The sequence below is a fragment of the Devosia sp. MDV22-iso42 genome (genome assembly GCF_058629155.1).
Window position 1 is genome coordinate 368959 of record NZ_JBZVWR010000006.1, and the last position, 13685, is coordinate 382643.

The window sequence follows — 13685 nt, forward strand, 5'->3', positions numbered from 1 at the left end:
GTAGCGCCATGCCCTTAACGTCAGGCGCATCATGCAAAAATTGCATGGCATTTTCACAATACTGACGTGTTTGCCGCAATCTTCGCGCTGCGGCGGCTGTAGCAGGCCATTCGATGTGTCACCACCGAATGGCCGAAAATGCTAGCAGACTGTTACCCTTGACCGTCGCATTACGCCCGCGGCGTGGTGGCGTGGCTATTCGGCGGCCCTGGACTCAAAGTGCGGCCGACGCGCCATGATCTCCTTGAGGAACTGGCCGGTATGGGAGCGCGTATTGGCGGCCACGTCCTCGGGCGTGCCCATGGCCACAATCTCGCCGCCGCCATCACCGCCCTCGGGCCCCAGATCGATGACCCAGTCGGCGGTCTTGATCACTTCGAGGTTATGCTCAATGACCACGACGGTATTGCCGCCTTCGACCAGCTCGTGCAGCACCTCGAGCAGCTTAGCCACGTCGTGGAAGTGCAGACCGGTGGTCGGCTCGTCGAGCATATAGAGCGTGCGGCCGGTGGCGCGCTTGGAGAGCTCCTTGCTCAGCTTGACGCGCTGGGCCTCGCCGCCCGACAGGGTGGTGGCGGGTTGCCCGATCTTGACATAGCCCAGGCCCACCCGCTGCAGCGTGGCGAACTTGTCGCGGATCACCGGCACGGCCGAGAAGAAGTCGCAGCCCTCGTCGATGGTCATGTCGAGGATGTCGGAGATCGACTTGCCCTTGAACTGGACCTCGAGGGTTTCGCGGTTGTAGCGCTTGCCCTTGCAGACGTCGCAGGTGACGTAAACGTCGGGGAGGAAGTGCATCTCGATCTTGAGCAGGCCATCGCCCTGGCACTTCTCGCAGCGCCCGCCCTTGACGTTGAAGCTGAAGCGCCCCGGTCCGTAGCCGCGAGTCTTGGCCTCGGGCAGGCCGGCAAACCACTCGCGCAGCGGCGTGAAGGCGCCGGTATAGGTGGCCGGATTGGACCGGGGTGTCCGCCCGATCGGGCTCTGGTCGATATCGATGACCTTGTCGAGAAATTCGAGCCCGGTGAGGCTCTCATGCGGCGCCGGCACGACGCGGGCGCCGTTGAGGCGTCGGGCGATGGCCTGATACATGGTGTCGATCATCAACGTCGACTTGCCGCCGCCTGACACGCCGGTAATGGCGACAAACAGGCCGAGCGGCACATCGACCGAGACATTTTTCAGGTTATTGCCGGTGGCGCCCTTGATGCTGAGGGCCTTGCCCTTCTTGGGCTTGCGGCGTTCGGCGGGCATGGCAATACCCATGCGACCGGACAGATATTTGCCGGTCAGCGAATCGGGATGGTTGAGAATGTCCTGCGGCGTGCCTTCGGCGACGATATGGCCGCCATGCACGCCGGCGCCCGGGCCGATATCGACGACATAGTCCGCCGTCATGATGGCATCCTCGTCATGCTCGACCACGATCACCGTATTGCCGATGTCCCGCAGGCGGCGCAGCGTATCGAGCAGGCGGGCATTGTCGCGCTGATGCAGGCCGATCGAGGGTTCGTCGAGCACATAGAGCACGCCGGTCAGACCCGAACCGATCTGGCTGGCCAGGCGAATGCGCTGGCTTTCGCCGCCGGACAGCGAGCCGGAATTGCGGGCCATGGTCAGGTAATCGAGGCCGACATCGATGAGGAAGTTCAGGCGCTCGCGGATTTCCTTGAGGATACGCTCGCCGATCTGCTGCTGGGTCGGGGTGAACCTGGCGGGCAGGGCATCGAACCAGGCGGCGGCGCTGCGGATCGACTGCTCGGTGACCTGGCCGATATGGAAGCCATCGATCTTGACCGCCAGTGATTCCGGCTTGAGCCGATAGCCGCCACAGGCCAGGCACGGCTTGGCCGACATGTATTTCTCGATTTCCTCGCGCATGCCGGCGCTTTCGGTCTCCTTGTAGCGCCGCTCGAGATTGCCGATGACGCCTTCAAAGGCCTTGGACGTCTTGTACTGGCGCAGGCCGTCGTCATAGACGAAATCGACCTTGTCGCGGCCGGTGCCATAGAGCACGGCGTGCTGCACCTCGAAGGGCAGGTCGCTCCAGGGCGTTTCGACCGAGGCGCCGAAGAGTTTGACCACGGCGGTCAGCGTCTGGATGTAATAGGGCGCGCTGGTCTTGGACCAGGGGAGGATGGCGCCAGCGCGAATGGAGAGGCTGGCATCGGGCACGATCTGGTCGGCGTCGATCTTGCGCTCGGTGCCCAGGCCGTCACAGACCGGGCAGGCGCCAAACGGATTGTTGAAGGAGAACAGGCGCGGCTCGATCTCGGCAATGGTAAAGCCGGAGACGGGGCAGGCGAACTTTTCCGAGAAGGTCTGCTGGCGCGGCGTGCCGTCCTCGTTCTTCTGGTCGGCATATTCGATCAGGGCGATGCCATCGGCCAGCTTGAGCGCGGTCTCGAAGCTCTCCGCCAGACGCCCGGCAATGTCGGGGCCGATGACGATGCGGTCGACCACCACCTCGATATCGTGCTTGAGTTTCTTGTCGAGGACAGGAGCGTCTTCGATCTCATAGTATTCGCCGTCGATCTTGACGCGCTGGAAGCCCTTGCGCATCAGGTCGGCCAGTTCCTTCTTGTACTCGCCCTTGCGGCCGCGGGCGATCGGCGCCAGCAGGAAGAGCCGGGTGCCCTCGGCGATCTCGAGCGTCTTGTCGACCATCTGGGTGACGGTCTGGCTCTCGATCGGCAGGCCGGTGGCGGGCGAATAGGGCACGCCGACGCGGGCATAGAGCAGGCGCAGGTAATCGTAGATCTCGGTGACGGTACCCACCGTTGAGCGCGGGTTGCGCGAGGTGGTCTTCTGCTCGATGGAGATGGCAGGGCTCAGGCCCTCGATATGCTCGACATCGGGCTTCTGCATCATTTCAAGGAACTGCCGGGCATAGGCCGACAGCGATTCGACATAGCGGCGCTGCCCCTCGGCATAGATGGTGTCAAAGGCCAGCGAGGACTTGCCGGAACCGGACAGGCCCGTCATGACGATCAGGCTGTCGCGCGGCAGCTTGACATCGATGCCCTTGAGATTGTGCTCACGGGCACCGCGCACGATGATCTCTCGGTTGAGGCTTGGCTTTGGCGTCATCATTGAAGTCCTGGCTCGGTGCGCCGGATCGGCGGCACGGCGGTCAAACGGTCGGTTGGCAAAGGGAGAACCGGAAAATAGGCGCGGCACATCACTGCCGCAAGCGGCTCCCGCGCATGGCCGCCCGGCGCGACGGTCACCTTAGCGTGTCTGCCTGCCTTGCCAAAGGTGCTTTTGCCATTGGAACATAAGCGGAACAATGGGGATTCGGTCAAGTCTGCATCTCCAGTGTCACGCCATGCCAGGCAGTGAAGGCGGCAGCGGCGAGAAACAGGGCGCCGGCGCCACGGCCGATCCAGATGGTCCATTGCGGATTGCCCACCAGGGCATCGCGGCCCTTGCCGGCTGCCAGCGCCAGGCCGCCATAGATGGCAAACTGCATGAGGGCGGTGAGCGCGCCCATGACGAGGGCCTGCGACCAGATCGGACCGAACTGGGAGCGGATGAACTGCGGATAGACCGCCATGACAAAGAGATAGGCCTTGGGATTGAGCAGGCAGGTAATGGCGCCCTGGCGGAAAGCCACCCAGTGCGGGCGGGTGCGCGGCACGGGGATGCCCGCCACGGTGATGGCGCTGCCCAGCAGGGTCCAGCCGATCCAGGCCATATAGGCGGCGCCGACAAGGATGAGCCCCTGATAGAGCAGCGCGGGCAGATGGGTGAAGACGCCGACGGCCAGGGCACCGAACAGCGTATGCACGGCGCCGCCCAGCATGATTCCGGCCACGGCGGCAAAGCCGGCCCGGCGGCCGCCGGTCAGTGCATTGGCGATGACGAAGAACATGTCCATGCCCGGCACCACGATGATGCCGAAGAGCAAGAAGGTGTAGACCCACAGGGCCTGAGCATAATCCATCAGCGTCCCCCGATCGCAGCAGAGGGTGCTGTGGGGCAGGGCTGCTGACAGGGCGTGTCAGCAGGGTGGCCCGTCAGGCCGCATCAGGCATGCATGCTGCCGGTCTGCTGGCGGCGCAGGTGCCAGGAAAAGGCTTCCTCCAGCAGATGGGGGGTGTGGCCGCCGCGCGCCACGGCGCGGTCGAAATAGTCGTTCAACTGGTCGCGGTAGCTTGGATGCACACAGTTGTCGATGATGGCGCGGGCCCGCTCGCGCGGCGCCAGTTCGCGCAGATCGGCGAGCCCGACCTCGGTGACGAGGATATCGACGTCATGCTCGCTGTGATCGACATGGCTGACCATGGGCACGACCGAGGAGATCGCGCCGCCCTTGGCCAGCGACTTGGTGACAAAGATGGAAATATAGGCGTTGCGGGCGAAATCGCCCGAGCCGCCGATGCCGTTCATCATCATGGTGCCGCCGACATGGGTGGAATTGACGTTGCCATAGATGTCGAATTCGAGCGCCGTATTGATGCCGATAACACCAAGTCGCCGGATGACCTCGGGATGATTGGAGATTTCCTGCGGCCGCAGGATCAGCTTGTCCTTGTAGCGGGCAAAATCGCCAAAGACCCGAGCCGCATAGGGGGCGCTCAGGGTGATGGACGAGGCCGAGGCAAAACTGAGCTTGCCGGCGTCGAACAGATCGAAGGTCGAGTCCTGCAGCACTTCGCTATACATCTGCAGGTGATGAAAGGGGCCCTTGGCCAGCCCGCGCAGTACCGAATTGGCGATTGAGCCGATGCCGGCCTGCAGTGGCTGCAGGGTGAGGTCGAGGCGACCCTTGTCGACCTCACTTTGAAGAAAGTCGATCAGGTGGCTGCCAATGGCATCGGTGTCGGCATCGGCCGGCGAGACGCTCGCGGCGCTGTCGACTTCGTCGGTGATGACGATGGCGGCGATCTTGTCGGGTGGAATGGGCACATAGGATGTGCCGACCCGGCTGTTGCAGGACATGATCGGAATGGGTTCGCGGGCAGGGCGTTTTGTGGGGATATAGACGTCGTGCAGGCCATCAAGGCCCAGCGGCTGGGAGAGGTTGATCTCGACGATCACCTGCTTGGCCAGGATGGCGAAGCTGGCCGAATTGCCGATCGAGGTGGTGGGAACAATGCCGCCATCGGCCCGTATCGCGGCGGCCTCGACAATGGCGTAGTCGATCGGCCCGAGCTGTTTGGAGCGCAGGTGCTCGACGGTTTCGCTCAGGTGCTGATCGATGAACATGACCTCGCCGCGATTGATCGCCTGGCGCAGGGTCGGATCGGCCTGGAAGGGCATGCGGCGGGCCAGTACATGCGCTTCGGTGAGAATCCGGTCGATATCATGGCCCAGCGAGGCGCCGGTGATCAGGGTGATCTGGAACGGATCGGTCTTGGCGCGTTGGGCCATGGCCAGCGGCACGGCCTTGGCATCGCCGGCCTTGGTAAAGCCGCTCATGCCCACGATCATGCCATGCTTGATCAGGGCGGCAGCAGCCTCGGGCGTGGTAATCCGCGCGAGCAGGTCGGGGTTGTGGATGCGGGCGCTGTAGTCGATGGGGGGCATGGTCTAATCCTGAGAACGGCCCGCCATTGCTATCACCGTTGGGACGTGCGTGATTGATCCGTGTCAACACGGCGAAGTCTAGTGCTTGACGATCGGCAGGTAAGAACATATAGAGAACATTGGGGTTGATCGACGCTATGCGCGGCACGCCATAGATGTTGAGAACCGGTGGTTCTGGCGCGCCATGTGGTCTGGAACAGGCTAGAACGGGCTTGTCGCCAGGCAGATGAGCCGGCCGCCCAGGGGCGGCAGAGGCTGGCACAAGTGTAAGTGAGCGTCCCGCTGCCAGCAGGGCCGGGACTGAATGAATGAATGAAAAGGAATGAACGATGGCAGGCAGTGTCAACAAGGTGATCCTGGTCGGCAATCTTGGTGCCGATCCGGAAATCAGGAATTTGCCCAGTGGCGGCAAGGTGGTCAATCTGTCGATTGCCACCTCCGAAAACTGGAAGGACAAGAATACCGGCGAGCGCCGCGAAAAGACCGAATGGCACCGCGTGGTGATCTTCTCGGAAGGTCTGGCCCGCGTCGCCGAGAGCTACCTCAAGAAGGGCAGCAAGGTCTATATCGAAGGCCAGTTGCAGACCCGCAAGTGGCAGGACCAGTCCGGCGCCGACAAGTACTCGACTGAAGTGGTGCTGCAGGGATTCAACTCGAACCTGACGCTGCTGGACGGCCGCGGTGATGGCGACAATGCCGGCGGCGGCGATGGTGGCGGTTTCCGCGGCGTGCGCGACAACAATAATGGCGGTGGCGGCGGTGGCGCCCGTCGGCCCCAGTCCAACGCCCCGGCTTTCGAGCCCGGCGGCATGGACGACGATATCCCGTTCTGAGCCGGGCCGCTTCGGCCCGATGCCGGTCTGTCTGGATCATGGGAATGGGTCGCTTCGGCGGCCCATTTTTCAGTTCAAGGGTGGACCGCCGTCAACGGTGCCTGAAGGATGCCACCCCGGCTTGATATCAGGGTGATGCGCCGAAACCTGCTGCGTCACCGTGCCTGCTCAGCGGGAATAGGTGCGGCTGGTGCTGCGGCCAGCAGCCTTGGCGGCGTAAAGCGCCATGTCGGCCTGGGTGAAGAGTTCGTCGGCAGAGCCGCCCTCATAGCGGGCGGCGCCCACAGATGCACTCAGGGCGATGGGGCGCCCATCGCGCGTATAGGGCTGGCCCACGGCGTGCACGATGGACTTTGCCAGAGCCTCGATGTCGGTCCGGGCGCCCAGCAGGACGGCAAATTCGTCGCCGCCAATGCGGGCGACCAGCACGGCCTCGCCGCAGCAGGCCAGCAGGCGGGCGGCCGCTTCCTTGAGGCACTCGTCGCCCAAAGCGTGGCCATGGCTGTCATTGATGTCCTTGAAGCCATCGAGGTCGACCAGCAGCATGCCGGTGATCGGTGCGCCATGTTCCGTGCCCTGCAGATCGGCGAGCCGGTTCTGGAACTGGCTGCGATTGGGCAGGCCCGTCATCACGTCGGTCTCGGCCAGATAACGGGTGCGGTCGGCCAGCAGCTTTTCCTCGGTGATGTCCTGCTTCATGCCAAAGATGCGGGTCGCGACGCCGTCGCTGGTTTCCACATTGCCCGTCAGGCGCATCCAGCGGCGGGCGCCGCGGGCGGTGCGGATCTCCACATCGACGCAGAAGTCACTGCATTCGGCGATGGCCTTGGCCCGGGCGGCTTCCATGACGCGGCGTGATTCGGGCAGATAGTGATCCACGGTATTGGCGCGTGACAGGACCGAGCCGCGCGGCAGCTCAAACAGGTCATAGACCCCATCGGTCCATTCCAGCGACTGGTCGGCGAGGTTGCAGCTCCAGACGCCGATGCGGGCGGTGCGCGAGGCACGATCGAACAGAGCGAGACGCTGTGCCGTCAGCGCACGCTGCTGCTCGAGGGTTCGGGAGAGCCGGGCAATGGTGGCGCGGCTGGTGACATCGATGGCCAGGGCCGCCAGCTGGTGCGCCATGGCCGGACTGCGCGGCCGCGCATCGGCCAGGGTGAGCAGGAGCTGCGTCTGGCCATCGCCGGTAACCAGCGGGATGCCGGCAAAGAAGCGCAGGGCCGAGAGGCCGGCGCCCGAGCTGTCGAGATCGGGGATGACCAGGGGCGCATCGGCATCGAGGGCGAGGCGCTGCAGTGGCGCCAACGCGGCATGGTGGGTGCTGCTGCCGCTGCCGGCCAGCAGACGCAGGCGGTCGCCAGCGCGCTGTCTCAGGCTGGCGCTATCGACGCCCAGCAGGGCACACAGGCGCGCCAGCAGCGCCGGAACCGGATCGCTGGAAGGCGCATCTGCCGGGGTCAGGCGCCTGTCAGTGGTGGCGTGGAGGCTGGTCAATGGGCGACCCAATGCAAGTAGTCGCCCTCAGGCTAACGCCCACGGGGTTAAGACTTTCGCTTTGCATGCGCAAAAAGAGCACCCATACACGGCCTTTTTGCCGCGTGCGCTGCCTAGCGGGTGAAGGGCACCTCGGCGCGCAGGCTGTCGCCGTTTTCAACATAGATCACGTCGAAGAGCACGCCGATGGCGTTCTGGGCCAGGCTGATCTGGGCGGAGATGGCCAGTTCCTTGCCCTCTTCGTCCTCGTCGCGCTCGCGCAGGTTGAAGACCAGGCCCTGACCGCGCTTCTGGCCGACGGCGACGCCGTTGAAGGTGGCGTTCGAACTCATCACCGCCTCGTAGCGGCGGCTGGCCTCGATATAGGCCATGGTGCCGGCCACCGAGAGCTGCGTGCCGGCCAGGCTGCAGCGACCATTATAGTTGACCTTGTCCTGGTTGCCCGGGGTGAGGGCCAGGCGGCAGACCACGGTCTCGACATTGGCGCCGGTCAGCGTGCCGCGGCCGCGCCATTCCCCGATATAGGACTGCAGCAGCGCCAGCTCGGCGGGGCCGGCAAAGGCGGGCGCCAGAGCGGCGCTGCCGGTGGTCAGCGCGCCGGCCAGGACCAGTGCCGTTGCCAGCCGATTGAAATGGGTCATACCGTCACGTCTCCAGTAAAATCATGCCCCAAGGCAGATCGGGTGCGTGAAACCGAGTGGCGCCACGCCGCTGGCCAGAATCATGCCCCGGCAATGTAGCCGGGTGCGGCATTTGCTCGCAAGCGGGCCAGCACTCACGGCAGGGCTGCGCCCCCGGCATCGGCCGGATCGTCCGGGGTTGGCGCGTGGTTGGCAGTATGCACACGGATCCGCCCCAGTGGCTGAAAGAAGCGGCCGCCGGCCACCAGTAGGGCGGGCAGGATGAAGAGATCGCCGATCACGGCGAAGCCGAGCGTGGCGACAAAGAGCATGCCGAACAGGGCGACCTGCGGGAGATCGGAAAAGACGACGATGATCATGCCGGCGCAAAGGATGATGGTGGTGGCGACGATGGCGCCGCCAATGCGCTCGAGCGTATGCCTGATGGCCGTCATATGGTCCATCTTCTCTTCGCGCCTGGCGTGCAGATAGTGCGAGAGGAAATGCACCGTGTCGTCGACGGCAATGCCGAAGGCGATGGTCAGGGCGATCACCGTGGTCAGCTGCAGGCCCTGGCCGGTGAAGTAGAGCCAGGCCTCGGTGCCCAGCACCGGGAAGAGATTGGGAATGGCCGAGGCCAGCGCCACCCGGAAGGACTGGAAAGCAAAGCCGATCAGCGCGAGATTGACCAGCACCGACAGCGTCAGGTCGAGCTGCAGCCCGGAGACGATCTGGTCGGTGGCAAAGGTGGTGAGGATACGCAGCCCGCCGATTTCGGCCCCGACAATGCCGGAAGCCTGCATCTCAGCCGTGACATCCACCACCAGCTGCTTGAGCGTGTCGGAATCGATGATGGTGGGCATGAAGCCGGTGATCAGGGCCTGGCCGCCATCCTCGGTGATGAAGCGCTTGCGCAGGAAGGGGCCGACGGAGTCGAAGACCTCCTCGCGGCTGAAGCCGGTCTCGGTGTAATTGCTGAGATTGGCCGCCGAGATGACCTTGTTCTCACCGATATGGCTTTCGAGAATGGCATGGACGCGCTGTATGGTGGCGAAATCGGCGTCGTCGACATTGGGATCGGTGCCGGACAGCGGTACGCGGATATAGAGCGGCGCTACCCCGCCGACGCCTTCGTCGATCTGCTCGGCGGTGGTCAGGGCATTGGACTGCTTGGCCAGCATGTCCTCAAAGGAGAAGCGCGGCTGAATCAGCCCATAGGGGATGAGCAGCAGCACGGTGACGACGATGGCCGCAATCGCGAGCGGGCGGCCAAAGCGGCTGGCGATGAACCAGGCCAAAGGCAGCGGGGCGGTCAGCACGAGACTGCTGCGGGCCGGTGGCTTGAAGCCGAGCCGGATGGCGGCCTTGAGCATCAGCGGCAGGAAGGTCATGAGGCAGACAAACAGCAGGAAGGTGCCGATGGCGCCGGCAATGGCGAATTCGCGCACGCCTTGGCCGGGCGTCAGCGCCAGCGAGGCAAAGCTGACAAAGGTGGTGAGCATGGTCAGCGCCGCCGCCGGGCCGACCAGCTTGACCGTGGCATCGACCGCCTTGTTGGGCTCCATACCGTCGCGCCAATAGGCCAGCCAGTTGAAGACGAAGAACATGGATTCAGCAAAGCTGATCACCAGCACCAAGGTGGTGACGATGATGGTGAGGAAGGAGAAGGAGCCAAAGCAGAGGATGATGATGCCCATGGACCACATCACCGCCAGGAAGGGCGTCGCCGTCACCAGCAGCGCCGCCGGCAGCGAGCGCAGCGCCAGCAGTGCGATGAGCGCCCCCAGGGCAAAGCCCCAGCCCGTGAACTTGATCTGGTCGTTGACCGCGGCGACGAGCATTTCGGAGGTCCAGATCGGCGGGCCGGTCAGCTCGATGGAGATATTGTCGTCGGCATAATAGGCGATGGTTTCGCGCACCTTGGCGATCATGTCTCGGGTGCCGTCGCCCTTGGTCATGGCCTGGTTGGGGAACATGATCAGCACCATGCCGGTGAGGTCTGGCGTGATCAGGTTGCGCATCATCGGGTCGTTCTGCTGCAGGTCGCTGAGTGCCTGTGCCACCTCGGCAAAGTCATCCATGCCTTCGGGCACGGCGGGCACCGAGTTGCCGAAGCCGTCCGGCTTGCGCAGGGTGAAGGGCGACATGCTGCCCACAGCATAGTCATTGAGCTCGAGATCGAAGGCGAGTTCGCGCACCCGCTCGAGCGTTTCCGGCTCGGTCAGGCGCGGAGAGCTGACCAATACATAGATGTCGTTCTCGAAGGTGCCGAAGGTATCGGACAGGTGCTCATAGGCGTCGTAGTGATGGCCGGAATGGGCATAGATGCGCATCAGGTCGCCATCGACCGCGAGCCGCGGCATCTGGGTCAGGCAGAGAATGGAAAGAGCCAGCACGGCCAGAGCAATGGCACGCGGAAAGCGCAGCGTGGTCAGGCCGACATATTCGAGCCCGAAACCGATGGACCGGTCATAGGTGAAGCGCGCCCAGAGGCGGTTGAACACAGAACCAACAGACACCCGGCCGACTCCGCCCCTGCGCACCAATAGGCGCAATTGGTAGGGGTTTGTCCTGAGGACGTCCAGCAGGCCCCGGTACCGGGCGAAGCAGAACCCACAATGGCTGTGGGCAACGGCCCCGCACGAAGGCGGGGCCGGCAGGATCAGGCGGTAAGGGCGGCGCGATTGGTCGCGAGGACGTCGGCCAGGGCCTGCGGCTTGCGGCCGGAATAGCGCTCGACAACATCGGTGACCACGCCGTGATGCCCGGTGACTGCATCCACCTGGAACGCCACCAGCATATCGGCAACCGCTGCCGGCAGGCCAGCGGCGATCATGCCCCCCGTGAGCTCGGCCGGGGTGATGGCAATCACCGAAACCGGCTTGCCGGTGAGTTGGGTGTAGACCGCGGCGCGCTCGACATTGGTAACCGCAGCCGGACCGGTTACGTCCTCAATCGACTGGCCCTGGGCGGTCAGCAGCGCCCCGGCCGCGGTGCGCGCGGCATCGGCACGGGCGACGTAGGCCGTGCCGCGGTCACCGATCAGGCCGAACAGCTGGCCCGATGCAATAACGTGGCCGGCATCCATCAGATTATTCTCGGCATACATGTGATCGCGCAGAATGGTGAAGTCCAGGCCGCTCTGGGCAATGGCCACTTCAGTCCAGAAGTGCTCGGGGCTCAGACCCGCATCCAGATTGGGACGGGCTGCTGGCGCAGAGGTATAGACGATGTGCTTGACGCCGGCGGCCTTGGCGGCGGCGATCGCTTTGCCCTGCTGCTCGGTGCGACGGCCAATGCCATCGGTGCTCACGATGAGCGCCCGATCAACACCGGCAAAGCCCGAAGCCAGGCTGGCAGCATCGTCGAAATCAAGCTTGCGCACGTCAACGCCCTTGGCGGCCAGATCGGCCAGCTTGGACGGATCGCGCGTGCCGGCCACGATGCGCGTCGCGCCGCGGGCCAGCAACTCCTCGACCGCCTGGCGGCCGAATTTGCCGGATGCGCCGGTCACGAGCAGGGTCTGGTCCTTGAAATTGGTCATTGGCATTTTCCTTGTGGTGGTCGCGTTCTCTTGTGGCGAATGCCGGTAGAGAGTAAGTATCGATTGGAGAGTGCTATCTAGTGCAGTCGTTACGGCTGCGAAAGGAGGCACTTTGCCCGCTCAACGTCACCCCGGAGTAACTACCATGCTCAACTCCCTCGATCAGGCTGCCCTCTATGTGGCGCGCTGGAACGATAATGTCGGCAATGCCAGTGGCGATTGTCCGGTGCGCGGGGTGCTCGACAAAATCAGCGACAAGTGGAGCATGTTGCTGGTGATGACCCTGGCCGGCGGTCCCAAACGCTTCAACCAGCTGCGCCGCGAGGTACCTGATATTTCCCAGAAGATGCTGACCCAGACGCTGCGGGCGCTGCAACGCGACGGCATGGTGGCCCGCCAGGTCTTCGACACCAAGCCGCCATCGGTGGAGTACCGCCTGACCCCGCTCGGCCAATCCATCATCGTGCCTTTCGGCCATCTGATCGAATGGGCCGGGGAAAACCATCAGCGCATCAACCAGGCTCGGCAGGCGTTTGAGCAGGCCAACTGAGCTTTGGTCGGGTGGCCACGCGCTTGGCAATTTACCGTAGCCGGCAGCACAACATTTACCATGCGCAAGCGTCGTGGCCGCTGCGCCGCCTGACAGCCAGAGGCCGTAACTGTTTGGCAAGCGCAACAGAGGATGCTCCAGGGTGAAATTCGCCCGGAGTCGTCTGATGAAACCGTCCCTGTTCTTGATTATGCTGTTTATCGCGGCGCCTTCCATGGCTGCGGAATGGCAGGTGGACCGGCTCCGTGGTGAAGTGACGCAAATGCTCGACGGCAGCTGGCAGCCGGTCAGACGCGGCGACATTATCGATGATGACCGCCTGCTGCGCACTGCCAGCAATGGCCGCGCTGGCCTCTCGCGCGGTGCCGAAACCATTGAACTGGAAGGCGATACCCAGATCCGCATCGTCGATGCGGGCCCCGATATGAAGACCACCGTGCTGCAGGATTTCGGCACGGTGTCGATCGAGGCCGAGCGTCGCAATGTTCAGCATTTTTCGGTGCAGACGCCGTTCCTTGCCGCGGTGGTCAAGGGGACGCGTTTTACCGTGCGCAGCAATGCCAGCGGGGCCAGCGTCGATGTCGATCGGGGCGTCGTCCAGGTGCAGGATACAATCAACGACCTGGTGGTCAACGTCCGGCCAGGCCAGGAAGCCACGGTAACCACCGGGGCGCCCCTGCTGGTGGAAGGCCACGGCGCCAAGGCTGTGTACAGCTTTGACGGGGTCCCGGTTGCCAATGGCACGGCAGCGGGAACGGCCCGTGCCAGCAATGCGGGCGGCAATGGCACGGGCAACGCCTTTGGCCTGACCGCCAGCACCGGCAAAGGAAAGTCCAGCAGTGCCCGTGACAACGGCAACGGCGTTGCTGCTTCCAGCAGTGCCAGCAGCAACGCAACGAGCAATAGCGCGTCGAGCAATACGGGTGGCAGTGGCGACAGCGCATCAAGCAATGCGGCCGGCAATGCCAATGGTGCGGCTGGCACCGCCGGTGACGCGGAGCGCGGCAGCAGCAATGCAGGCGGGATCGGCAAGGACAACGCTGGTGGCCTGAACAACGACTAGGGTGGCACTGGTAGCCGGCGTGACCGAGTGGGGAGCAATGGGGTGA

11 protein-coding genes are annotated in these 13685 nt (G+C 64.1%); 3 read left to right on the forward strand and 8 right to left on the reverse strand.

All coding sequences use genetic code 11. The features are described from left to right. Nucleotides 1-195: 195 nt before the first annotated feature. From uvrA to scpC, 4 genes are all read right to left on the reverse strand, one after another. The gene (gene uvrA / locus AC4NN3_RS03460) at nucleotides 196-3090 is read right to left on the reverse strand and encodes an excinuclease ABC subunit UvrA (protein ID WP_491925717.1); all 2895 of its coding nucleotides are present in this window, start codon (nucleotides 3088-3090) and stop codon (nucleotides 196-198) included. Continuing rightward, nucleotides 3090-3305, reverse strand: a complete 216-nt coding sequence (locus tag AC4NN3_RS03465) for a hypothetical protein (protein WP_491925718.1) — start codon at nucleotides 3303-3305, stop codon at nucleotides 3090-3092. Before AC4NN3_RS03465 ends, uvrA begins: the two co-directional genes overlap by 1 nt. Then, complete coding sequence (locus tag AC4NN3_RS03470) at nucleotides 3302-3946, reverse strand: LysE family translocator (protein WP_491925719.1); 645 nt, start codon at nucleotides 3944-3946, stop codon at nucleotides 3302-3304. The genes AC4NN3_RS03465 and AC4NN3_RS03470 overlap by 4 nt, the downstream gene beginning before the upstream one ends. An 83-nt stretch (nucleotides 3947-4029) precedes the next feature. Further along, complete coding sequence (scpC, locus tag AC4NN3_RS03475) at nucleotides 4030-5532, reverse strand: succinyl-CoA:acetate CoA-transferase ScpC (RefSeq protein WP_491925720.1); 1503 nt, start codon at nucleotides 5530-5532, stop codon at nucleotides 4030-4032. Between the two features lie 329 nt (nucleotides 5533-5861). Here scpC and ssb point away from each other — a divergent pair, with 329 nt between their 5' ends. Beyond that, complete coding sequence (ssb, locus tag AC4NN3_RS03480; protein ID WP_491925721.1) at nucleotides 5862-6365, forward strand: single-stranded DNA-binding protein; 504 nt, start codon at nucleotides 5862-5864, stop codon at nucleotides 6363-6365. Between the two features lie 168 nt (nucleotides 6366-6533). Here ssb and AC4NN3_RS03485 read toward each other — a convergent pair whose 3' ends face one another. From AC4NN3_RS03485 to AC4NN3_RS03500, 4 genes are all read right to left on the reverse strand, one after another. Continuing rightward, complete coding sequence (locus AC4NN3_RS03485; RefSeq protein WP_491925722.1) at nucleotides 6534-7862, reverse strand: diguanylate cyclase domain-containing protein; 1329 nt, start codon at nucleotides 7860-7862, stop codon at nucleotides 6534-6536. Between the two features lie 113 nt (nucleotides 7863-7975). After that, the gene (locus AC4NN3_RS03490) at nucleotides 7976-8503 is read right to left on the reverse strand and encodes a hypothetical protein (RefSeq protein WP_491925723.1); all 528 of its coding nucleotides are present in this window, start codon (nucleotides 8501-8503) and stop codon (nucleotides 7976-7978) included. A gap of 134 nt (nucleotides 8504-8637) precedes the next feature. After that, nucleotides 8638-11001: an efflux RND transporter permease subunit gene (locus AC4NN3_RS03495; protein WP_491925724.1), complete on the reverse strand. Its 2364-nt coding sequence runs from the start codon at nucleotides 10999-11001 to the stop codon at nucleotides 8638-8640. Between the two features lie 143 nt (nucleotides 11002-11144). Further along, complete coding sequence (locus AC4NN3_RS03500; RefSeq protein ID WP_491925725.1) at nucleotides 11145-12026, reverse strand: NAD(P)H-binding protein; 882 nt, start codon at nucleotides 12024-12026, stop codon at nucleotides 11145-11147. 145 nt (nucleotides 12027-12171) lie between these two features. Between AC4NN3_RS03500 and AC4NN3_RS03505 the strand changes: the two genes are divergently transcribed. After that, on the forward strand, nucleotides 12172-12576 hold the full coding sequence (locus tag AC4NN3_RS03505; protein WP_491925726.1) for a winged helix-turn-helix transcriptional regulator: 405 nt from the start codon (nucleotides 12172-12174) through the stop codon (nucleotides 12574-12576). Nucleotides 12577-12742: 166 nt separating this feature from the next. Then, entirely contained in the window at nucleotides 12743-13639 is an 897-nt protein-coding gene (locus AC4NN3_RS03510) for a FecR domain-containing protein (protein ID WP_491925727.1), read from the forward strand. Nucleotides 13640-13685: the final 46 nt, after the last annotated feature.